Source organism: Cronobacter muytjensii ATCC 51329 (assembly GCF_001277195.1).
GTDB lineage: Bacteria > Pseudomonadota > Gammaproteobacteria > Enterobacterales > Enterobacteriaceae > Cronobacter > Cronobacter muytjensii.
Genome location: NZ_CP012268.1, coordinates 325,295 through 346,495, shown reverse-complemented (window position 1 = coordinate 346,495; position 21,201 = coordinate 325,295). Strand labels below are relative to the sequence as shown.

Annotated in this window: 22 protein-coding genes; 13 read left to right on the top strand and 9 right to left on the bottom strand. The window is 56.5% G+C overall.

Features of this window, described 5'->3' with window-relative positions; translation table 11 throughout:
- Positions 1-184: 184 nt before the first annotated feature.
- Both AFK63_RS01720 and AFK63_RS01715 read left to right on the top strand, forming a co-directional pair.
- Positions 185-3,304, top strand: a complete 3,120-nt coding sequence (locus AFK63_RS01720; protein WP_038867739.1) for an autotransporter family protein — start codon at positions 185-187, stop codon at positions 3,302-3,304.
- A gap of 268 nt (positions 3,305-3,572) precedes the next feature.
- Positions 3,573-4,190 (top strand): DUF2238 domain-containing protein, encoded by a 618-nt coding sequence (locus AFK63_RS01715; protein ID WP_038867736.1) that lies wholly within the window; start codon positions 3,573-3,575, stop codon positions 4,188-4,190.
- 41 nt (positions 4,191-4,231) lie between these two features.
- Here AFK63_RS01715 and AFK63_RS01710 read toward each other — a convergent pair whose 3' ends face one another.
- On the bottom strand, positions 4,232-5,185 hold the full coding sequence (locus AFK63_RS01710) for a LacI family DNA-binding transcriptional regulator (protein ID WP_038867734.1): 954 nt from the start codon (positions 5,183-5,185) through the stop codon (positions 4,232-4,234).
- 290 nt (positions 5,186-5,475) lie between these two features.
- Between AFK63_RS01710 and AFK63_RS01705 the strand changes: the two genes are divergently transcribed.
- The 4 genes from AFK63_RS01705 to AFK63_RS01690 all read left to right on the top strand — a co-directional run bounded on the left by AFK63_RS01705 (position 5,476) and on the right by AFK63_RS01690 (position 9,102).
- Entirely contained in the window at positions 5,476-5,790 is a 315-nt protein-coding gene (locus AFK63_RS01705; protein WP_038867730.1) for a PTS sugar transporter subunit IIB, read from the top strand.
- 16 nt (positions 5,791-5,806) lie between these two features.
- Positions 5,807-7,132, top strand: coding sequence for a PTS sugar transporter subunit IIC (locus AFK63_RS01700; protein ID WP_038867727.1), 1,326 nt, complete (start codon positions 5,807-5,809; stop codon positions 7,130-7,132).
- 136 nt (positions 7,133-7,268) lie between these two features.
- Complete coding sequence (locus AFK63_RS01695) at positions 7,269-7,574, top strand: PTS lactose/cellobiose transporter subunit IIA (protein WP_038867722.1); 306 nt, start codon at positions 7,269-7,271, stop codon at positions 7,572-7,574.
- A gap of 148 nt (positions 7,575-7,722) precedes the next feature.
- Positions 7,723-9,102, top strand: coding sequence for a carbohydrate porin (locus tag AFK63_RS01690; RefSeq protein WP_038867719.1), 1,380 nt, complete (start codon positions 7,723-7,725; stop codon positions 9,100-9,102).
- A gap of 96 nt (positions 9,103-9,198) precedes the next feature.
- Here AFK63_RS01690 and AFK63_RS01685 read toward each other — a convergent pair whose 3' ends face one another.
- The gene (locus AFK63_RS01685; protein WP_038867716.1) at positions 9,199-10,329 is read right to left on the bottom strand and encodes a mechanosensitive ion channel family protein; all 1,131 of its coding nucleotides are present in this window, start codon (positions 10,327-10,329) and stop codon (positions 9,199-9,201) included.
- 197 nt (positions 10,330-10,526) lie between these two features.
- Between AFK63_RS01685 and AFK63_RS01680 the strand changes: the two genes are divergently transcribed.
- The gene (locus AFK63_RS01680; protein ID WP_038867713.1) at positions 10,527-11,567 is read left to right on the top strand and encodes an aldo/keto reductase; all 1,041 of its coding nucleotides are present in this window, start codon (positions 10,527-10,529) and stop codon (positions 11,565-11,567) included.
- A 66-nt stretch (positions 11,568-11,633) separates the two neighbouring features.
- On the opposite strand, the gene AFK63_RS01675 is transcribed toward AFK63_RS01680, so the two are convergent.
- Together AFK63_RS01675 and AFK63_RS01670 are read right to left on the bottom strand one after the other, a co-directional pair.
- On the bottom strand, positions 11,634-12,131 hold the full coding sequence (locus AFK63_RS01675; protein ID WP_038868356.1) for a TIGR00645 family protein: 498 nt from the start codon (positions 12,129-12,131) through the stop codon (positions 11,634-11,636).
- A gap of 121 nt (positions 12,132-12,252) precedes the next feature.
- Entirely contained in the window at positions 12,253-12,753 is a 501-nt protein-coding gene (locus tag AFK63_RS01670; RefSeq protein WP_038867709.1) for an ESA_00282 family adhesion-associated protein, read from the bottom strand.
- Between the two features lie 105 nt (positions 12,754-12,858).
- Between AFK63_RS01670 and AFK63_RS01665 the strand changes: the two genes are divergently transcribed.
- Entirely contained in the window at positions 12,859-13,260 is a 402-nt protein-coding gene (locus tag AFK63_RS01665; RefSeq protein WP_038867706.1) for a hypothetical protein, read from the top strand.
- A 5-nt stretch (positions 13,261-13,265) separates the two neighbouring features.
- On the top strand, positions 13,266-13,685 hold the full coding sequence (locus AFK63_RS01660; protein ID WP_038867704.1) for a hypothetical protein: 420 nt from the start codon (positions 13,266-13,268) through the stop codon (positions 13,683-13,685).
- Here the strand turns inward: AFK63_RS01660 and fucR are convergent.
- The gene (gene fucR, locus AFK63_RS01655) at positions 13,671-14,411 is read right to left on the bottom strand and encodes an L-fucose operon activator (RefSeq protein WP_038867702.1); all 741 of its coding nucleotides are present in this window, start codon (positions 14,409-14,411) and stop codon (positions 13,671-13,673) included. The genes AFK63_RS01660 and fucR overlap by 15 nt on opposite strands.
- 171 nt (positions 14,412-14,582) lie before the next feature.
- Between fucR and AFK63_RS01650 the strand changes: the two genes are divergently transcribed.
- Complete coding sequence (locus tag AFK63_RS01650; protein ID WP_038867700.1) at positions 14,583-15,479, top strand: SDR family oxidoreductase; 897 nt, start codon at positions 14,583-14,585, stop codon at positions 15,477-15,479.
- A 73-nt stretch (positions 15,480-15,552) separates the two neighbouring features.
- On the opposite strand, the gene exbD is transcribed toward AFK63_RS01650, so the two are convergent.
- Entirely contained in the window at positions 15,553-15,978 is a 426-nt protein-coding gene (gene exbD / locus AFK63_RS01645) for a TonB system transport protein ExbD (protein WP_038867698.1), read from the bottom strand.
- Positions 15,979-15,984: 6 nt separating this feature from the next.
- Positions 15,985-16,719 carry a tol-pal system-associated acyl-CoA thioesterase gene (gene exbB / locus AFK63_RS01640; RefSeq protein WP_038867696.1) on the bottom strand — a complete coding sequence of 245 codons (735 nt, stop codon included), beginning with the start codon at positions 16,717-16,719 and terminating at the stop codon, positions 15,985-15,987.
- 248 nt (positions 16,720-16,967) lie between these two features.
- Here exbB and metC point away from each other — a divergent pair, with 248 nt between their 5' ends.
- Positions 16,968-18,155 (top strand): cystathionine beta-lyase, encoded by a 1,188-nt coding sequence (metC, locus tag AFK63_RS01635; RefSeq protein ID WP_038867688.1) that lies wholly within the window; start codon positions 16,968-16,970, stop codon positions 18,153-18,155.
- 118 nt (positions 18,156-18,273) lie between these two features.
- Positions 18,274-18,927 (top strand): DedA family general envelope maintenance protein YghB, encoded by a 654-nt coding sequence (yghB, locus tag AFK63_RS01630; RefSeq protein WP_038867686.1) that lies wholly within the window; start codon positions 18,274-18,276, stop codon positions 18,925-18,927.
- 28 nt (positions 18,928-18,955) lie between these two features.
- On the opposite strand, the gene AFK63_RS01625 is transcribed toward yghB, so the two are convergent.
- Positions 18,956-19,849, bottom strand: a complete 894-nt coding sequence (locus AFK63_RS01625) for an AraC family transcriptional regulator (RefSeq protein ID WP_038868354.1) — start codon at positions 19,847-19,849, stop codon at positions 18,956-18,958.
- Between the two features lie 3 nt (positions 19,850-19,852).
- Complete coding sequence (locus tag AFK63_RS01620) at positions 19,853-20,044, bottom strand: hypothetical protein (protein WP_038867684.1); 192 nt, start codon at positions 20,042-20,044, stop codon at positions 19,853-19,855.
- Between AFK63_RS01620 and yqhD the strand changes: the two genes are divergently transcribed.
- Entirely contained in the window at positions 20,037-21,200 is a 1,164-nt protein-coding gene (gene yqhD, locus AFK63_RS01615; RefSeq protein WP_038867682.1) for an alcohol dehydrogenase, read from the top strand. The genes AFK63_RS01620 and yqhD overlap by 8 nt on opposite strands.
- Position 21,201 lies beyond the last annotated feature (1 nt).

Here is a 21,201-nt window from a genome sequence, read left to right as displayed (position 1 = left end):
CAGCAGAATTTTATTTAACCGAAACTATAAAGTATCGCGCGGCCTGCGCCGAAAATCGTTAAGCCTTGCTTATCGTTTTCTTTGCAAACGCCTCGTTTATCGCAACGGAATGTAAGCAGACGAATTTGAACATAACACATTGGCTTCTTTCGTTAATCACAAGCGCGATAACGCACGGTACATCATGAAGAAATCACGGTTTAACCAGCAGGGAACATGGCTGGTAGCGTTAACCTCTGCCCAGGGACTGCTGGCACCTTATGCCTTTGCGGTTTCGGCCGACTATGTCATTTCCAGCCCGCAATTTAACGTTCAGATCCCTGCTGAATCTGAGACGGTACGCGTTACGAATGAAGGGAGCGCCACGGGTGACGGGGCCGCAGGGCTGGATGTCAGCCAGCAAGCTAACCTCAATTCACTGGTTAACGACGGCTCGATTTCGGCGATTAACGGCGAACTCGGCAATATTTCCCTTCACGCCCTGCAAAACCAGGGAACCATTAGCACGATTAATAATACCGGCAGCATTAAAGTCACGGGCGACAGCGGTAATTACTCAAGCAGCGCCATTAACCTGACCAGCACCAGCCATGTTGGCACGCTAACCAACAGCGGCACGATTGCCGGCCCGCAATCCACCACGTATTACAGCAATACTGATTACACCAACTTTGGCGGCGGTATTACTAACAGCGGCGCAATAGGCACCCTTAATAACCTTTCGGCAGGCGTGATTAGTGGCCAAACCGGCGTGAATAACAGCGGGACTATCGACCTGCTGGAAAACGCGGGCGTTATTAACTCGATTATCAGCAATACCAATGGCTATTATTATAACAGCGGCGCGATATATAACTCCGGCACCATTAATACGTTGCATAACACGGGCACTATCGCCAGCACCAATAACAACACCTCTCATTATAATGATTCCGCTATTTTTAATAACAGCACAGGCGTCATTAAATCATTAATCAACGACGGTAAACTTTCCAGCGCCTATTTCGGCGTGTATAACGTCGGTCAGATAGAGAAGCTGGTTAATAACGGCGATATCACTGGCTCTGTGGTAGGGGTTTTCAACCGTAACTATACCAACACTGTGGTTTCCGCCGGCACCATTATTAATAACGGCACCATCAGCGGCAATTATGGTGTTTATACTTCGAATTATAATACTCAAGCGGCAGCCACGTCGTTGATTAATAACGGCGCCATTACCGGTAACTACTACGGTATTTATATCGATGGCAGCAACGGCGCTAAAAATGCCATTATCAATAACGGCACGATTACCAGCAATAACGCGATTTACATCCGGGGCACCACTGAATCTACGCTGACTATCACCAACAGCGGCATCATTGAAGGCAATATTACGTCCAGCAACGGCGCGGCGCTGGAATTTATCGGCGGTACGGATAAGCAGGGCGTTCTTACGGGGGCTCGCATCGTCAGCGACGACGAAACTGTTTCCGGCACTAACGGCATCGGTACGATTGCCAGCAACGGTGACGTTATCTTCCGCTCCGGCGCGATGCTGCTGAATGACAACATCAATATTGCGACTCTCAAGACAAACAGCCTCTCAGGCGATGAGAGCAGCGCCACCGCTGGCACCGTGATTAACGATGCGGCGCAGCTACAGGTTAACGCTCCGATCGCTATCAGCGGCAACTATCATCAAAACGCGGGCGCGACGCTTATCCTCGGCGTGAGCAATACCGCGTCCGCCAGCGGCGATATCGCCCAGGACACCGGCTATGGCCGCCTGAACGTCACAGGCGCCGCCACCGTGGATCAAGGCTCCACCGTGTCGCTTGCCCGTACCGGCAACACCTATAAGTTCGCGCCTGGCCAGCGTTATGTCGTTATCAACGCCAACAGCAACGGCACTAACTATAACGCGGACAAACTGACGTATAAGGCTGTGGGTTATACCGGCCAGGTTACAGGTTCAACCTATGTTGACGAGACCAACAGCGCGCTGGTCGTCAGGCTCGAAAAAGCGCCGACGCCGACTTTGCCAGAAACGCCAACCGCACCGGGTAAACCTGCGACGCCAGAAACGCCAACCGCGCCTGGTAAACCTGCAACGCCCGGAACGCCAACCGCGCCAGTTAAGCCGCCAGTCGTCGTAAAACCGCCTGTGTCGCCGGTGACCGGGCCTGAGCGGGCCACCACGTCGAACGCGACGTCGTCGCTGAATGGCCTCGCCAGTTACTTCGGCATCGCGCCGCAACTGCTTGAGCTTTATAACGCGTCGCTGGCGATTGAAGGCACGAAAGAAGCCAACCGCGTGGGCGAGCGTCTTTCTACCAGCCAGAACATCAATGTCAGCACGGCGAGCGGCGTGGCGACATCCACCGCAATGGGTGTCGTCGGCAACCATCTGGATACCATCCGCAGTCCGCAAACGGCGGGCCTGAGCGGTGTGTCAACCGGTGACGGCTACAGCGACTGGATAGTCTGGGCGCAACCGTACGGCGGCTATACCCGCCAGGACAGCACCCGCGAAGTGAGCGGTTACAGTGCGAAATTCGGCGGCCTGCTGTTTGGCGCAGACCGTGCCATCGCAGAAGACTGGCGCGTGGGTGCGGCGCTGAACTACAGCAACACCTCCGTACACGGTAAAGACAACCTGACCGGCAACAACTCAACCGCGAATAACTATGGTGTGATTGGCTATGCCGGCTACGCTGGCGACCCGTGGTTTGTGAACCTGTCCGCCGCGCTGACCCGTCAGAACTACGACACGGTGCGTCGCGCAGAATTTACCGGCTTCTCCGGCGCGGCAAACGGCAAGTTCAACGGCCAGTCCGTGACCCTGCAAAGCGAATTCGGCTACCCGTTCACGCTGCCTGCTGAGGTTGTTCTCACGCCGATGGCTGGCCTGACTTACGGTTATCAGCACGTTGATGGCTATAAAGAGAGCGGCGGCAACGGCATGGCGCTGGAGGTGGGCTCATCGCACACGCAATCGGTCACAAGCGATCTTGGCGCGCGCATTGAGAAAGGCTTCGACACCGGTCTTGGCCGCCTGACGCCGTTCGCGCAGGTCTCCTGGATCCACCAGTACGACAACCGCCGGGCGAGCAACACCGCGACCTACGCCGCCGATACCATTGGCGAGACGCAGTTCACCACCAAAGGTGCCGCGCCGGTTAAGGATATGGCGGGTCTGTCAGTCGGCAGCACGCTGTTTAACGCCAGCGACCTGAGCGTTGACGCGCGTTATGACCTCCAGGCTGCCGAGCGTTACCAGGCGCACACCTTCAGCCTGCGCCTGAACAAATCGTTCTGAGCATTACCCTGAAAACTCACGGGGCCACGCGGCCCCGTTTTTTATTTCAGGCGTACCACATCCCCCCTCTCCCGTTTCGCGATACGCCCTCTCCTCTGCGGCCCGATCCCACGCGGCACGCGTTTCATCATGAGCCGCGCCGTAATCCATCTAAAATGAATAAGATAACGTTTGTGGCATTGTGGCCTGGCGCCGTCAGGTGGCCGCGCGGCGCAGTATCAATGCTGCTGGTTTACGCTTTTCACCTGGCTTTTGTGAAGGATCGCTGATGAAAACCTCTCGTCCCTTTTATCTCACCGCAGGCGTTGCGCTGCTGGCGCTGTTGCTGGTCATCACCGCGCTGACCACCGGGCGCAGGCTGACCTGGCTTATGGAAGTAATGCCGGTGCTTATCGTGGCGCCGGTGTTATGGGTCACCGCGAAGCGCTATCCGCTGACGCCGCTGCTGTATACATTGATCTTCCTGGGTTGCGCGTCGCTTATCGTCGGCGGGATGTATTCCTATGCGCGCGTACCCATCGGGTTTGCGGTGCAGGAGTGGTTCGGACTCTCGCGCAACCCTTACGACCGCTTCGGGCATGTATTGCAGGGGCTGGTTATCTCGATGGCGGCGCGGGAAGTGCTGGCGCGCGGCGGCTACCGGCTCGGCGCGAAAATGCTGGCGTGTCTGGTCTGCTGCGTGACGCTTGCCATCAGCGCGTTTTATGAATTGATTGAGTGGTGGGTGGCGCTGGCGCTCGGTAAAGACGCCGATGATTTCCTCGGCACCCAGGGCGATGAATGGGATACGCAGGCGGATATGCTCTGCGCGCTGGTGGGCGCGTTTATTTCGGTGTTCGTGCTGGGGCGCTGGCATACGCGCCAGCTGCGACGCTTTTTGCGCTAATGCCGCCATTAAAAAAGCCGCCCGGAGGCGGCTTTTTATTTTTAGCGTTTATGCATTTCCGGCAGGAATAAGTCGCCGCGCAGCACGCCGCTGCCCAGAACATCCTGCGTTTTCTCATTCAGCCAGCCGACAATACGCGCGGCCATCACGTCCATCGAATATTCGATAGCCGGGATTGTCGGGATGCCAGGCATATGCAGCGTGCCCGCCAGGCTGAAGACCATGATTTCGTCCGGCACCGATTTGTTGAATGCCTGAAGCTGCGGGATCACCCGCTGCGCCTCCTGATCGTCTGCCACCAGCAGCGCATTGAAGTTCACCGTCGTGGCATTATTCAGCAGCTCCTGCAACGCCACCGACGAGGAGGTGGCGTCCATAAATACCAGATTGCGGTTAAAAGGCAGGAAATTGCGCTCCAGCGCCAGCTTATAGCCGAGCAGCACCTGATCGGCGAAGCCGTTGCCGTGCGGATAGATAAGCGCAATCTGGCGGCGGCTCTGGCGAATCAGATAATTACAGGCGGTTTCCACAGCGAACGCGTGGTCGTACTGGAGACTGGGGGCGTTTTCGCTCTCCATACAGTCCACCAGAATGACATTTTCCTGCGTGATGTTTAACGGAAACCGCGCGCCGATAATAAGCACGTCGTCGCACAGGCCGCTGGTGAGTTCGTCGAGCGCCTGCATCACTTCAGGTTTGCTGTTAGCGAAGCGCAGCAGCAGGTGTTTCTGATGCTGGCTGAGCTGTTTTTCCAGCGCGTAGAGGTAGCCGGTGGTCTGGTTAATATTATCCTGCGCGCAAATCACGCCGATGCAGCCGGTGCTCTGGCTCAGCAGCGACTGGGCGATGACGTTAGGCCGGTAGTTGAGTTCATCCACCGCCTTCAGCACCGCCTGACGGCTGGCTTCCTTCACGCCGCGCGATCCGCTCAACACCCGTGACACCGTGGCTTTCGACACCCCGGCCAAACGCGATACGTCGTTGATTGTTGACATCTTTTTCCCCTGACAGAAACCTGGCTTTCTGCGTCAAACTTTCATCAAAAATTGTTCAGATGATAACCGGCTGAAGTATATCCGTTTCCCGAAATCATGGAAACCGATTTTCCATTTCGTATCCGTACTACCCATTCCGCGTGAAAAGCTGTGATGCAAATCCAATTAATCCGCGCGATAAGCGGGAGATCTTGATAGGGCTCACAGTTCCATTTTTTATAAATGGAAATCGGTTTCCATATCCTATCCAATCATCTCCGCAATAAGTTTTTACATTTAAGGATGAGGTCATGTACAAGATTATGCTGTGTTGCTCTGCGGGGATGTCCACCAGTCTGCTGGTGAGGAAAATGGTAGACGCGGCGGAAGAACGGGATCTTCCGGTGCAGATCGAAGCCTGGGGCGTGGCCGAATTTGATACGCAGTTTCCAAAGTATCAGGTGGTGCTGCTCGGGCCGCAAGTGAAGTATATGTTACCGACGCTGTCGCAAAAGGCTGCCGCTCACGGCATTCCCGTGCAGGCCATCGATATGATGGATTACGGAATGCAGCGTGGCGACAAAGTGCTGGACTACGCGCTCTCGCTCATCGAAGCGGCGCATTAGAAACAGGATCTCGCCCATGAGTTCTTTATATCAGTCGATGATTGCCGTCATTGAACAGACGATCACCCCGCTCGCCGGCAAGCTCGGCCAGCAGAAATACGTTATCGCCATTCGCGACGGCTTCACCGCGGCGCTGCCGTTTATGATTATCGGCTCGTTTATGCTGGTGTTTATCTTCCCGCCATTCTCCGCCGATACCACGGTCGGCTTCGCCCGCGCCTGGCTCGATTTCTCCGAGACTTACCGCGAGCAACTGATGCTGCCGTTTAACCTCAGCATGGGCGTGATGACCTTTTTTATCGCGGTCGGGATCGGCGCGAGTCTGGGACGGCAGTTCCAGCTTGACCCGGTGATGTCCGGCCTGCTGGCTTTTATGGCGTTTTTGCTGGTCGCCGCGCCCTATTCCGACGGCAAAATCTCTACGCAATATCTCTCCGGCCAGGGGATTTTTACGGCGCTTATCACCGCCATTTACTCTACGCGCGTGTACGCCTGGCTGAAGCAGCATAAAGTGACGATCCGGCTGCCGAAAGAGGTGCCGACCGGCGTGGCGCGCTCTTTTGAAATCCTCATCCCGGTGATGGCGGTCATGGGCACGCTGCACCCGCTGAACCTGTTTATCGAAGCGCAAACCGGCATGATTATGCCGCAGGCGATTATGCATCTGCTGGAGCCGCTGGTTTCCGCCTCGGATTCCCTGCCCGCGGTGTTGCTCTCGGTACTGCTGTGCCAGATTTTCTGGTTCGCCGGCATCCACGGCTCGCTCATCGTCACTGGCATTATGAACCCGTTCTGGATGGCGAACCTCTCCGCCAACCAGGCTGCGCTCGCCGCAGGCGCCGCGCTGCCGCACACCTATCTGCAGGGCTTCTGGGATCACTATCTGCTAATTGGCGGCGTCGGCTCTACCCTGCCGCTGGCGTTCCTGCTGCTGAAAAGTCGCGTCACGCACCTGCGCACTATCGGCAAGATGGGCGTCGTGCCGAGCTTCTTTAATATTAACGAGCCGATTCTGTTTGGCGCGCCCATCATCATGAACCCGATGATGTTCCTCCCGTTCGTCTGCGTGCCGCTGGTGAACGCCGTGCTCGCCTGGACCGCCACGCGTCTGGGCCTGATTGAACAGGTGGTGTCGCTCACGCCCTGGACGACGCCTGCGCCCATCGGCGCCTCCTGGGCCGCCAACTGGGCCTTCGCCCCGGTGGTGATGTGCCTTCTCTGCATGGTGATGTCAGCGCTGATCTACCTGCCGTTCCTGCGCGCCTATGAGCGTTCACTGATTAAAACCGAAGAGCTGAAGGCCCGTAACGCCGCGCCGACGGCGCAAACCGTCACCGGATAATCACCGTCGCGCTACGGACAGCGCGTCTGAATAACGGTGTCGGGAATTGTCACCCGAAATAAACGCGTGGCGTATTACGCCATGCGGGGGCGGCTGCGCCCCTGTTATTTCCCTTTAACAGAAAGAGTAATAAAGAATGATTGCACTGGAAGAAGCGGTAATGGAAATCATCGTTAATGCGGGGCAGTCGCGCAGCCTCTGTTTTGAAGCGCTGCACGCCGCCCGCGCTGGAAATTTCACCGAAGCGCAACAGCTCCTGCGCGAGGCCGACGGCTACGCCCGACAGGCGCACCAGATGCAGACAAAGCTGATTGAGCAGGACGCGGGTGAAGGCCGCCAGCCGATGACGTTAATTATGGTGCATGCGCAGGATCATTTAATGAATTCCCTGCTCGCGCGCGAATTTTCTGAAGAGCTGATGCATTTATATCAGCGTCAGTAAAAACCATTCCTCCGGAATAATTTCCGGATTGCGATAAATAGCTGTACCTGAAACGACGTAAATAGTTTTCCCGATGATAGCGCATAAATTCTGGCCCGCCAGAAGGGGAAACTGTTGTCTTAATAATAGTGACGATAAAGAGATAATTATGACTACGTTAAAAAAACTTCCATTAACCATGGCGGTTATCGCCGCGCTTTGCCCGCTGTCTGTGCTCGCTCAGGAATACACGCAGGAACAAATCGACGCCATGGTGGCAAAAGCGGTGGACAAAGCCTTGGCCGAACGTCAGGCGAAAATCGACGCCGCGATGAACAAGAAAGCGGATGTCATCACCGAACCGCAATCCGCGGCCCAGACGCCGGACCTGGCGATTCCGTTCGGTGTGAAATTCACCGGCTACGCCCGTTACGGCGCGCATTATCAGAGTGGCGACCAGAAGTTTATTGCGGTCGACGGCTCTTATAACGGCGCCTCCGCCATTGGCCGACTTGGTAACGAAGGCAATGGCGGTGAATTCCAGCTCTCCAAAGCGTTTAAGGGCAGCAATGGCGCTATCTGGGACGTCAACGTGATGTTTGACCACTGGGGCGACGAAGTGAACCTGAAAAAAGCCTACGCGGGCGTAACGAATCTGCTCGATTCCAACCCGAACGCCTATTTCTGGGCTGGCCGTGATTTCCACCAGCGTCCGCAACAGGGCATCAACGACTACTTCTGGATGAACCACGACGGCCAGGGCGCCGGGGTGAAAAACTTCGATCTCGGTGGCGTGCAGCTCGATCTGGCCGTGGTCGCCGCCGTGGAATCCTGTAGCCCGGAAGTGATGGAAGATGAAGCGAACCCGTCGCGCATCACCTGTACCGGCGGTTCCGGCACCGGCGATAAAGGCAACTACGCCGCCACGTCGAAACTGCACGGCATGAAAATTGGCCCGCTCGATCTGGAGCTGTATGCCAACTACGGCTTTGACTCGAAAGCGGTGGACCGCGACGAACGCCTGAAAGCCTGGCAGGGCGGCGCGGTGCTGAGCCACACCACCGACAGCGGCGTAAACAAGCTTATCGCCCGCTACTCTGATAACTCAGACAACAGCGTGTATAACAAAACCGACGATCTGACTGCCGTTTATGCGAGCTTCGAAGGGCTGCATAAGTTCACGCAGCAGGCGCAGATAGAATATCTGCTGGCGTTCCATGACTACGATAACGACGCCGACAACCGCGATAATCGCCGCAACTACAACGCGATTGTGCGCCCGATGTATTTCTGGAACGACGTTCACTCCACCTGGCTGGAAGCGGGCTGGCAGCGCGTCGATTATAAAGAAGGCGGCGACAATGACGGCTGGAAAGTGACGCTCTCGCAGAATATGTCTATCGCGATGGGGCCGGAATTCCGCCCGATGCTGCGTTTCTACGTGACCGGCGGCGAAGTGGATAACAAACGCACCGCGCGCGTGAACAATACCGAAGAATCACAGCTCGATTCGCTCAACATCGGCGCTATGTGGGAAGCCTGGTGGTAAGGCGACCACCGCGCGGCGCTGACGTGCGGCACGTATAAAAAACCCGCCGCCGGAAAACCGGGGCGGGTTTTAGCGCCTCTGTGCGCAGGTAAACCGTTACGCCGGGCTTGCCGCCTGCGGCGAGTCGTCCTGTGGTTTACCGTCCTGAGTCTTTTCTTCCTCTGGCGCGTCAGGCTGAATAATCACGCGGCTTGGCAGCGCCAGACGCACGCCAAGCTCCTGTAACCCTTCCATAATGCGCAGGTTAATCTCCTGCTGCAGATCCATGTACTGGTTGTAATCCGCCGTATTGAGAATGTGCACCACTTCATAGGTCAGGCGATCCTGATCGAACGTCGCGAAATGCGCGCGGTCGAAGCGGGTTTCGCCATATTGCTCAATGATCGATTTCACCATCGGGCCGATTTTGCGCAGTTTCTCTGGCGGCGTGGCAAGCGAGACGCCGAACGTAAACACGATGCGGCGGGTCTGCATGCGTTTATAGTTATGGATAGTCTGCTGAAGCAGAATGGCGTTGGCACAGACGATCTGCTCGCCGCTTAAGCTGCGGATACGCGTGGTTTTGAGTCCAATATGCTCGATAGTGCCGGACACATCGTTAAACACCACGAAATCGCCAATCTCAAACGGTTTATCGAAACCAATCGAGAGCGAGGCGAAGACGTCGCTTAACACCGTCTGTACCGCCAGCGCGATGGCGATACCGCCAACCCCAAGGCTCGCCACCAGCGCGGTGATATTGACGCCGGCGTTGGCAAGAATCGACAGCAGCATCACCGCCCAAATCAGCGCGCGGATCATCAGCCCAAGAATAATCGTCGTCACCGGATTGCGGTGCGCGCCGGGGCGCATCAGTGAATGACGCAGCCACGACTGCACCGCCTGATCGAACCACAGCGCGATTTGCAACGCCAGCACCAGGAACCAGGCGTGGGAAATCGTGCTGTGCAGACGGTCAGGCAGGCTGACGAACTGCAGGCTGAACAGGAACGCCGCAAATAAAATCAGGATCCGCCGCGTCTTTTTCAGCACATCGAGAAAGACTTTATACGCGGTGCTGTTGTTGTGCTCTTCCGCCCAGCGGGCGATCCGCTTGTGCAGCAGCGCCAGGATTTTATTCACGACCCAGTAGGTGATGGCGGTAACCGCCAGGACCAGCAAGACATTTCCCCAGAACGTTAACGAGGTCATCAGCCGCAAAAAATTGGTGTGCAGAATGTACTCCATTCATCCTCCGTGGTTGGCAGCCCTAAAGTGAAATCTGAGTATAGACCATCGCTAAGGACGCTCTTTTCATAGGGTTATGCACGGGCAGATGACAAATTGATGAATACCGCGCGCCGCGTTTTCACTTGTCGGCACGCCGGGGTACGTTAATATAGAAACGGCGTTTCAGATTATGAAAATAACAGACAGGAGAAACCATGCCGTACCTTGCCAACCCCGCCCGTTACGAACAGATGGAATATCGCTTCTGCGGCCGCAGCGGTCTACGCCTGCCGGCGCTCTCGCTCGGCCTGTGGCACAGCTTCGGCCATGTCGCCGCTCTGGAGTCGCAGCGCGAACTGCTGCGCAAAGCGTTTGACCTCGGCATTACGCATTTTGATCTCGCTAATAACTACGGGCCGCCGCCGGGCAGCGCCGAAGAGAACTTTGGCCGCCTGCTCAAAACCGATTTCGCGCCCTATCGCGACGAGCTGATTATCTCCACGAAAGCGGGTTACGACATGTGGCCAGGCCCCTACGGCAGCGGCGGTTCACGCAAATATCTGCTGGCGAGTCTCGATCAGAGCCTGACGCGTATGGGGCTGGATTACGTCGATATTTTCTATTCGCACCGCGTTGATGAAAACACGCCGATGGAAGAGACCGCCGCCGCGCTGGCTCAGGCGGTACAGAGCGGCAAAGCGCTCTATGTCGGCATTTCGTCCTATTCGCCAGAGCGCACCGAAAAAATGGCGCAGCTACTGCGCGAGTGGAAAATCCCGCTGTTAATCCATCAGCCGTCTTATAACCTGCTAAACCGCTGGGTCGATAAAAGCGGCCTGCTGGACACGCTTGAGCAGAACGGCGTCGGCTGTATCGCCTTTACGCCGCTGGCGCAGGGGCTGCTGACCGGCAAATACCTCAACGGTATTCCGGAAGGCTCGCGTATGCAGCGTGAAGGGAAAAAGGTGCGCGGCCTGACGGAAAATATGCTGACCGAGGCGAATCTCAATAGCCTGAAGCTGTTAAACGAGATGGCGCAAAGCCGCGGACAGAGCATGGCGCAGATGGCGCTAAGCTGGCTGCTTAAGGATAATCGCGTGACGTCAGTGTTAATTGGCGCGAGCCGCCCGCAGCAACTGGAAGAGAACGTGCAGGCGCTGGCGAATACCCATTTTACGCCGCAGGAGCTGGAGACGATTGATAAACATGTCGCCGATGGCGAACTGAATCTCTGGCAGGCGTCGTCCGACAAATAATAAAAAGCCCCTTCATCGTAAGGGGCGCATTCTTGCACAGCGTCTGACGGTGCGTACCGTTGGGAATTATTTGTGCTCGTTGCGGGAGATTTTATCCAGATACCCCATCACGAACGCTGACAGCACAAACGTGAGATGGATTATCACATACCACATCAGTTTATTATCCGGCACGTTTTTCGCGTCCATAAAGACGCGTAACAGGTGAATCGAAGAGATAGCGACAATCGACGCCGCGACTTTATTTTTCAGCGAACTGGCATCCATTTTCCCAAGCCAGCTCAGCTTTTCCTTACCTTCGTGAATATCGAGCTGGGAGACAAAGTTTTCATAGCCGGAAAACATCACCATCACCAGCAGCCCGCCGACCAGCGTCATATCCACCAGCGACAGTAACAGCAGAATAAGATCCGCTTCCGCTATCGATAAAATGTTCGGCAGAACGTGGAAGATTTCCTGGAAGAATTTGACGGTGAGCGCCAGCAGAGCCAGCGACAGCCCAAAGTAAACCGGGGCCAGCAGCCAGCGCGAAGCGTACATTGCGTTTTCGATAAAGCGTTCCATAGCGTCCTGAAAAATAGCCATAATGGCTTTTCAGTATAACGCACAGACGTTACTGTCTGGCAACCACCCCGCCAGCCGCGCGTAACAACCGCAAACAAAAGATAAACACGCAGAAAGGCGGTTACACCTGAGTGATGTCGACCTGCGGACGCTGATATTCCGGCCAGACGATGGCCACCAGTTGCGGGTACGCCTCCTGACTGAATTCATGGAAGCAGTGGCGCAGGTTGAGGACTTCGATATCAGAGAAAGTGACTAACTCGCCGTTCAGACAGCGTTTTTTTAAATTATCGTAATATTTATAAACCGCGGAATTAAGATTACTGCAACGGCGCTGCGCCTCAAATAAACCTGGCGTCGCGTTCAGCTCTTCAAATGTCATTTTTTTAATAGTGGCATTAGTAAAATCAATATATTCATGATTAACGCGCCAGTACCACAACGGCGTAATTGCGTTAAGGAGCGCAGAGAAATGGTCTTCACCCTCTTCTTTGTTGCGCGGCGGCATGGGCTCTGCGCCAGAGCCGTTTTCTGGTTTATTGCCACCATTTTCTTTCATAAAGAAAAGCACGCCGCTTAAAAGTAGCAGCAAGGTAATGACAGAATAAAAAATACTGTTCATGCGCAGGCTCCGTTTTTTTTGATTTTAATTTTACGGCATGTTATTGTCAACGAAAACCATCCAGCCTATTTCTTTATCCTTCTGATATAAAAGGAAATAACATCAATGTTGCCCGACAATCTTGTGCCGGCGCGTTATCGTATTCCCACACCAGACAACCAACCCTCCGGCGAACAAAATAGCGAAAATTTAACTCAGGGAAAGCCAAAGCTCGAAGAATATGAAACCGACATATTGAGTGGCAAATCTCTGGCGGGTCAGAGCGGCAACGTACTGCTTGAAGAACGCGACCGTCATATTAAAGCACGCCTGCTGAGTGTGGTTAAAATTGAGGCTTACACTAAAGTCCTGAATAAACTGGTCGAAGATAATGCTATTAGCGCTGAAGAATTGGCAGAACTGATCGCCACCAAAACCGCGCAGATTAATGAGGCGGGTAATAAAATTTGGCTTAATCTCATTACCCAGGAAAAAGACGCCCCTGTTTTTTATAAGTTCGAGGATTAACTGGCGTGACGGAAATTACCTCCAGCCACCAATATTTCACTTTAGATAAGCAAGAAGAACAGAAATTTATCTTAAGTCAGAATTTGCAGGCGCTGATTAATGAAAAGAATGAAGCCATTGCGGGTTATACCCGGGCAGTGCTGACGATCCCGGCGGCCCTGGTTCAGCTGAAATGGCACAATCGCCGCGAAATCTATCCGTTTCTGGTGAAAGAAGAGGTGTATGGCGCGGTGCTTGAAGAAATCATGAACCGGCATCCGCAGCTGCGTGCGCCAGTTATGGCGGCGATTGAAGAACATTATCAGCAGATTAAAGCGCAGGAAGCCGCAACGCTGATGTTGAGCCGTCAGCTTGCCGATGGTAACTGCCTGACCTCATCCGTAACGCCGCTTGCGCAACCGCCCGCTCCCTCAACCGACAAATAGCGCGCCCGCTTTTTGCCTGCCGTTTTCCTCCTGCGTTATCACCTCCGTTACCTGCTCCAGCGTTCCGATTTGCACTTCGCCGGTACGATTGCGTTTGCTGCGGTCGATAAGCAACAGCGATTGCGCCGCCCGGCGCAGCAACAGCGTTTTATACTCCGCATTCCACGAGCGCGCGTCCCAGATGCCGCCCGCCTCATCAATGCCCTGGCACGAAAACAGAAACAGATCGATATCGATATGTTTGAGCAACGCTGGCAGCGACGGGTTTTCATAACAGGCTGCCTGCCGGTGCAGAATGCCGCCAGTGCTGATAAGCGTCACCTGTTCGCGTCGCGCGACCTCCTGCCCTATCCGCACGCTGTTGGTAAGAATAGTGAGCGGCACGTCAGGGAGCTGGCGCGCCAGATACCAGCAGGTCGAGCTGGCGTCGAGCGCCACCACCATTCCCGCATCCAGCCAGTTTAGCGCATTGCGCGCGATATCCATTTTATGCGCATGATGGCTTTTCGCCCGCGTCTGGAAAGGATCGTCATGGTTTTCCACATCACGACGCAGCGCCCGCGCCCGCCCGTGGCTGCGCAGGATATTCCCGGCGCGTTGCAGCTCGCTTAAATCGCGCCGGATCGTCTCCTGGCTGACGTTAAGACGGCTCGCCAGCGCCTGGGTCGTCAGCGCCTCATGCGCCCATAAGAGCCTGATAATCTTCTGCTGTCGCTCGGTTTTCATCATGCTGCTCCGTCGGTGGATGGCCTGGGTGACGCGCCGTTTCATTATTGCAGCAGGTCGTCGCAAAGGAGAACCAGACCGCGCCGGAAATACAGAAAATCCTGATAATTTTCGACAGCGCAGCATAAGGCACTACCCTTAGAAATACGCTTTGATAACGAGGAGGAACTTATGGCGAACGACCAGAACAAGATCCAGGACCCGACGACCCAGTACTTCACCGGGGAATATCCAAAGCAGAAACAGCCTGCGCCGGGCATTCAGGCAAAAATGGAGCCGGTGCCGGACTGCGGCGAGAAAACCTACAAGGGAAGCGGTCGTCTTCAGGATCGTAAGGCACTGGTGACAGGGGGCGATTCCGGTATCGGGCGCGCTGCCGCCATTGCTTACGCGCGAGAAGGCGCAGACGTGGTGCTGAATTACCTCCCGGACGAGCAGCAGGACGCCGAAGAGGTCAAAGCGCTGATTGAAGAGGCAGGCCGCAAAGCGGTGCTGATCCCAGGCGACCTGACCGATGAGAAATTCGCCCGTGAACTGGTGCATCGCGCCATTGACGAACTCGGCGGCCTGGATATCCTGGCGCTGGTAGCCGGTAAACAGACGGCGGTTGAGCAGATTGCGGATCTGACCAGCGAGCAGTTCCAGAAAACCTACGCGACCAACGTGTTCGCGCTGTTCTGGATAACCCAGGAGGCGCTGCCGCACCTGAAACCGGGGGCGAGCATTATTACGACGTCGTCCATTCAGGCGTATCAGCCGAGCCCGCACCTGCTGGATTACGCCTCCACGAAGGCCGCTATCCTGAACTACAGCCGCGGCCTTGCGAAACAGGTGGCCGAAAAAGGCATTCGCGTGAATAGCGTCGCCCCTGGCCCCATCTGGACGCCGTTGCAGATTTGCGGTGGTCAGCCGCAGGAGAAAATCCCGCAGTTCGGCCAGCAGACGCCGCTTAAACGCGCCGGCCAGCCCGCCGAGCTGGCGCCGATTTACGTCTACCTGGCAAGCCAGGAGTCGAGCTACGTGACTGCCGAAGTCCACGGCGTAACCGGCGGTGAGCATTTAAGCTAACCCCTGGCGCCCGCGACGCGGACAATAAAAAAGCGCGGCGAATGCCGCGCTTTTTTTTGCCAGCGCCGAAAGCTTATTTCGCTTTCGTCACTTCCTGGCCGACCAGGCCGATTTTCAGATAACCCGCCTGATGTAGCGTATCCATCACGTTCATCATGGTTTCGTAGTCAACCGTTTTGTCAGCGCGGAAGAAAATCGTGGTGTCTTTCTTGCCGCCGGTCTGCGCGTCCAGCGCGCTGACCATCGTGTCGCGGGTGACCGGGTCGTTGCCGATAAACATCGTTTTATCCGCTTTCACCGACAGATAGACCGGTTTTTCCGGCCGCGGCTGCGGCTGGCTTGACGACGCCGGCAGGTTAACTTTTACATCGACAGTCGCCAGCGGCGCGGCCACCATAAAGATAATCAGCAGCACCAGCATCACGTCGATAAACGGCGTGACGTTAATTTCGTGCATTTCGCCGTTATCATCGAGATTTTCGTTAAGACGCATCGCCATAGGGCATTAACCTAAACGCAGTTTCTGAGCAGTACGTACCGGCTGCGCCTGAGCGCTTGCCTCGAGATCCAGATCGCGGCTTTGCAGCAGCAGCACCTGTGCCGCGACATCGCCAAGCGTCGCTTTATAGCTGCCGATGGTACGCGCGAAGATGTTATAGATAACCACGGCCGGGATAGCGGCGATAAGACCGATGGCCGTTGCCAGCAGCGCTTCAGCGATACCCGGCGCCACAACCGCGAGGTTGGTGGTCTGCGACTGAGCGATACCGATAAAGCTGTTCATGATGCCCCATACGGTGCCGAACAGGCCGACAAACGGGGAGATAGCGCCGATGGTGGCGAGATAGCCGTTGCCGCGCCCCATGTGACGGCCTGCCGCCGCGACGCGACGCTCAAGACGAAAACCGGTGCGCTCTTTAATGCCTTCGTTATCTTCGCTGCCTGCCGAGAGTTCGCGCTCGTTCTGCGCTTCTTCAATCAGGCGGGCGCTGAGGCTTTTCGGGCCAAAACGCTCGGCCATGTCGCGTGCGTCGTTCAGCGTGCGGGCGCCTGCCAGCTCCTGCTGTTCGCGCTTGAGGCGGCGCTTGTGACCGGCGAGCTCAACGCTTTTGCTAAAGAAAATCGCCCAGGTCACAACGGACGCCAGGATAAGACCGATCATGACGATTTTCACCACGATGTCGGCATGCTGATACATGCCCCAGACGGAGAGATCCGTCTGCATCAAATTATTTCCCACTCTGCATCTCCAGGACGAAAGTCACAAAACTGCTCACAATGATATCAAAATGACATCGAATTGATAGTAGTTCTCATTAGTATTTGCATGGTGCGCCAGCGCACATTTTTTTCTTTGCGCTCAGACAGGAAAGCGGCGCAGATGACGTTTTTTCATCTTTCCCGACAAACGCAAAACAGCGCGAGGCGGCGACCGTTTTCCGTGGTAACGTAGTTTTAGACATCCAGACGTTCAGACAGGGGACTTCCATGACCAGCAAACACATCGAGACGACGCTTATCCATGCCGGACGCGCGAAACGTTATACGCAGGGGTCGGTCAACAGCGTGATCCAGCGGGCGTCCTCGCTGGTGTTTGACAGCGTCGAGGCGAAAAAGCAGGCCACCGCCGGGCGCGCGCAGGGCGAGCTGTTTTATGGCCGTCGCGGCACCCTGACCCACTTTTCGCTCCAGGAGGCGATGTGCGAGCTGGAAGGCGGCGCGGGCTGCGCGCTGTTTCCATGCGGCGCGGCGGCAGTCGCCAATACGATTCTGGCGTTTGTCGAACAGGGCGATCATGTGCTGGTGACCAACAGCGCATATGAGCCGACGCAGGATTTCTGCACCAAAATTCTCGCGAAGCTCGGCGTCACCACCAGCTGGTTCGATCCGCTGGCGGGCGCAGATATCGCACAGCAGATCCGGCCCAATACCAAAGTGGTGTTTCTGGAGTCGCCAGGCTCGATTACGATGGAAGTCCACGACGTGCCCGCAATTGTCGCCACGGTGCGCCGCATCGCGCCGGAGGCCATCATCATGATGGACAATACCTGGGCTGCGGGCATTTTGTTTAAGGCGCTCGATTTCGGCGTCGATATCTCCATTCAGGCGGGCACCAAATATCTGGTTGGCCATTCGGACGCGATGATCGGCACCGCCGTCGCCAATGCGCGCTGCTGGGATACGCTTCGTGAGAACGCCTATCTGATGGGCCAGATGGTGGACGCCGACACCGCGTATGTTACCAGCCGTGGCCTGCGCACCCTTGCCGTGCGCCTGCGCCAGCATCACGAAAGCGCGCTGAAAGTCGCGCAGTGGCTGGCGGCGCATCCGCAGGTGGCGCGCGTCAACCACCCTGCGCTGCCGGGCAGCAAAGGCCATGAATTCTGGAAGCGTGATTTCAGCGGCGCCAGCGGCCTCTTCTCTTTTATTCTCGACAGGCGGCTGAGCGAGGCGGAGTTCGCGCGCTATCTGGATAACTTCACCCATTTCAGCATGGCGTATTCCTGGGGCGGCTATGAATCGCTGATCCTCGCCAATCAGCCGGAAGAGCTGGCGGCGATACGTCCGGCGGGTGGCGTCGACTTCACCGGCACGCTGGTGCGGCTGCACATCGGGCTTGAAAATGTCGAAGATTTAATCGCCGATCTGGAAGCAGGCTTTCATCGCATCGCCTGAAGTGAAAAAAAACGCCATTATCACGGGAAAAGAGAGGGTTTGTTGAACCTGTAATGCAGATGCGCCGGTACATTTAGAGGTACAATAGTGGCAATTCCGCTGTTCCACAGGATCTCCCATGGCTGTTATCCAGGATATTATCGCTGCGCTCTGGCATCACGATTTTGCCGCGCTGGCGGACCCGCATGTCGTTGGCGTTGTCTGGTGCGTGATGTTTGCCACGCTGTTTTTAGAAAACGGTCTGCTGCCGGCCTCTTTCCTGCCGGGTGACAGCCTGCTTCTGCTGGCGGGCGCGATGATTGCCCAGGGCGTCATGGATTTTGTGCCGACGCTCGTGATCCTCACGTCGGCGGCGAGTCTCGGCTGCTGGCTGAGCTATGTTCAGGGGCGCTGGCTTGGCAATACGCGCGTCGTGCGCGGCTGGCTCGCGCAGTTACCGGCGAAATATCACCATCGCGCCACCTGCATGTTTGACCGTCACGGCCTGCTGGCGCTGCTGACCGGGCGTTTCCTGGCTTTTGTACGTACCCTGCTGCCGACGATGGCGGGCATTTCCGGGCTATCAAACCGCCGCTTTCAGATTTTCAACTGGCTGAGCGCGCTGATTTGGGTCGGCGTGGTCACCGGTTTTGGCTATGCGCTCAGCATGATCCCGTTCGTGAAGCGTCACGAAGATCAGGTCATGACGTTTCTGATGATCCTGCCAATTGCACTGCTCGTGATTGGCCTGCTCGGCGCCGTGTTGGTGGTGCTGAAGAAAAAAACGCACTAATGTTCTGCGGGCGGAGCGCCAGCTCCGCTCACGACAGCGCGCGCAGGCGCGCGGCATCCTCTCCCGGCGTCACCCCGAAATAACGTTTAAACTCCCGGCTAAATTGCGACGCGCTCTCATACCCCACCTGCATCGCCGCCGCGCTGGCTTTCATGCCGTTATGCGCCATCAGCAACCGCGCTTTTTGCAGCCGCCAGGTTTTCAGGTATTGCAGCGGCGAGGTGCTGGTCACCGCTTTGAAATTATGGTGAAACGCCGACACGCTCATGTTGGCCTCGGCGGCAAGCTGCTCTACCGTCAGGCTTTCGGCATAGCGCGTTTCGATGCGCCGCAGCGCGCGGCTGATGAGGCTGAAATGGGTCTGACGGCTCACCAGCGCCATCAGCGCCCCGCCGCCCGGCCCTTTCAGGACGTGGTAGAGGATCTCGCGCACCACCTGTTTGCCGAGAATACGCGCGTCGAGCGGCTCTTCCAGCACCTCCAGCAGCCGCTCGACGGCGCAGAGGATCTCATCGGTCAGCACGCCGGAATTAATGCCGCACGAACAGGGCGCGGGCCGGAAGTGGTCATCTTCGCCAATCTCCATTACCAGCGCCTGAAGCTGTAACAGATCGATATTAATGCGAATGCCCGCCAGCGGCTCCTCCGGGGTGGCGAATGTTTCGCACTCGAACGGCAGCGGCACCGTCAGCAGCAGATATTCGCGCGGATCGTAGCGGAACACTTTATCGTTGAGATAACCCGTTTTATGGCCGGAAAAGAGAAATATGATGCCGGGCTGATAAATCACCGGCGTGCGCGCGCCGGGCGTCGTGCCGTACAGGAGTCGCACCTCCGGCGGCAGAAACGCCAGCGATTTTTCTTTCTCTTTCAGTCTCCTAATCTCGTCGGCAATCTTGCGGCAGACGCTGTCACGGTTCATCAATCACGGCTCCTGATGCGCTTTAATCCGGCCTCCATTGTGCGCAAAAAAACGCGTTTCCTCCAGCGGCAAAGAGAAATGGGCAAGAGAAAGGCAGGAATGAGCATTGAGGCCGCGCCGCCCCATGCCGACAATAGTCGTCATCCCTTCACGCCCGGCGTGACGCTTATTCCAGAAGGAGTTTTCGATGAACAATTTCAACCTCCACAACCCGACCCACATCGCCTTTGGTAAAGGCGCTATCAGCGAACTACGCGCGCTCATTCCGGCTGACAGCCGCGTGCTTATCACTTACGGCGGCGGCAGCGTTAAAAAAACCGGCGTGCTCGATCAGGTTTACAGCGCGCTGAATGGTCTCGACGTGCTGGAGTTTGGCGGTATCGAGCCGAACCCGTCTTATGAAACGCTGATGAACGCGGTCGAACTGGTGCGTAAAGAAAACGTGACATTTTTACTGGCCGTCGGCGGGGGTTCGGTACTGGATGGCACTAAATTTATTGCCGCTGCCGCGCACTATGCTGCCGCCAGCGATCCGTGGCATATCCTCGAAACCCGCGGCAGCGATATCACCGATGCCATCCCGATGGGCTCGGTGCTGACGTTGCCTGCGACCGGCTCGGAATCCAATAAAGGCGCGGTCGTCTCACGTCGCGCCACCGGCGATAAACAGGCGTTCCACTCGCCGTTCGTGCAGCCGCGTTTCGCCATTCTCGATCCGGTTTACACCTATACCCTGCCGCCGCGCCAGGTGGCGAACGGCGTGGTGGACGCGTTTGTGCACACCGTTGAGCAGTACGTTACATACCCGGTGAACGCGAAAATCCAGGATCGCTTCGCCGAAGGCATTCTGCTGACGCTTATCGAAGAAGGCCCGAAGGCGCTGAAAGAGCCGGAAAACTACGACGTGCGCGCCAACCTGATGTGGGCCGCCACCCAGGCGTTGAATGGCCTGATTGGCGCGGGCGTGCCGCAGGACTGGGCAACGCATATGCTCGGCCATGAGCTGACCGCGATGCACGGGCTGGATCACGCCCAGACGCTGGCGGTAGTGCTGCCAGCGCTGTGGAATGAAAAGCGTAACGAGAAGCGCGCCAAACTTCTGCAATACGCGGAGCGCGTGTGGAATATCACCGAAGGCAGCGACGATGAACGCATCGACGCCGCCATTGCCGCCACCCGCCGCTTCTTCGAAACCATGGGCGCGCCGACCCGCCTGAGCGATTACGGCCTGGACGGCAGTTCCATCCCGGCGCTGCTGGCGAAACTTGAAGAGCACGGCCTTACCGCGCTTGGCGAACATCAGGATATTACGCTCGACGTGAGCCGCCGTATTTACGAAGCCGCCCGCTAAG

Bases quoted from the DNA above. Each gene is read 5' to 3' on its own strand.
- AFK63_RS01720 (WP_038867739.1), top strand. From the start codon at position 185: ATGAAGAAATCACGGTTTAACCAGCAGGGAACATGGCTGGTAGCGTTA.
- AFK63_RS01715 (WP_038867736.1), top strand. From the start codon at position 3,573: ATGAAAACCTCTCGTCCCTTTTATCTCACCGCAGGCGTTGCGCTGCTG.
- AFK63_RS01710 (WP_038867734.1), bottom strand. From the start codon at position 5,185: ATGTCAACAATCAACGACGTATCGCGTTTGGCCGGGGTGTCGAAAGCC.
- AFK63_RS01705 (WP_038867730.1), top strand. From the start codon at position 5,476: ATGTACAAGATTATGCTGTGTTGCTCTGCGGGGATGTCCACCAGTCTG.
- AFK63_RS01700 (WP_038867727.1), top strand. From the start codon at position 5,807: ATGAGTTCTTTATATCAGTCGATGATTGCCGTCATTGAACAGACGATC.
- AFK63_RS01695 (WP_038867722.1), top strand. From the start codon at position 7,269: ATGATTGCACTGGAAGAAGCGGTAATGGAAATCATCGTTAATGCGGGG.
- AFK63_RS01690 (WP_038867719.1), top strand. From the start codon at position 7,723: ATGACTACGTTAAAAAAACTTCCATTAACCATGGCGGTTATCGCCGCG.
- AFK63_RS01685 (WP_038867716.1), bottom strand. From the start codon at position 10,329: ATGGAGTACATTCTGCACACCAATTTTTTGCGGCTGATGACCTCGTTA.
- AFK63_RS01680 (WP_038867713.1), top strand. From the start codon at position 10,527: ATGCCGTACCTTGCCAACCCCGCCCGTTACGAACAGATGGAATATCGC.
- AFK63_RS01675 (WP_038868356.1), bottom strand. From the start codon at position 12,131: ATGGAACGCTTTATCGAAAACGCAATGTACGCTTCGCGCTGGCTGCTG.
- AFK63_RS01670 (WP_038867709.1), bottom strand. From the start codon at position 12,753: ATGAACAGTATTTTTTATTCTGTCATTACCTTGCTGCTACTTTTAAGC.
- AFK63_RS01665 (WP_038867706.1), top strand. From the start codon at position 12,859: ATGTTGCCCGACAATCTTGTGCCGGCGCGTTATCGTATTCCCACACCA.
- fucR (WP_038867702.1), bottom strand. From the start codon at position 14,411: ATGAAAACCGAGCGACAGCAGAAGATTATCAGGCTCTTATGGGCGCAT.
- AFK63_RS01650 (WP_038867700.1), top strand. From the start codon at position 14,583: ATGGCGAACGACCAGAACAAGATCCAGGACCCGACGACCCAGTACTTC.
- exbD (WP_038867698.1), bottom strand. From the start codon at position 15,978: ATGGCGATGCGTCTTAACGAAAATCTCGATGATAACGGCGAAATGCAC.
- metC (WP_038867688.1), top strand. From the start codon at position 16,968: ATGACCAGCAAACACATCGAGACGACGCTTATCCATGCCGGACGCGCG.
- yghB (WP_038867686.1), top strand. From the start codon at position 18,274: ATGGCTGTTATCCAGGATATTATCGCTGCGCTCTGGCATCACGATTTT.
- AFK63_RS01625 (WP_038868354.1), bottom strand. From the start codon at position 19,849: ATGAACCGTGACAGCGTCTGCCGCAAGATTGCCGACGAGATTAGGAGA.
- yqhD (WP_038867682.1), top strand. From the start codon at position 20,037: ATGAACAATTTCAACCTCCACAACCCGACCCACATCGCCTTTGGTAAA.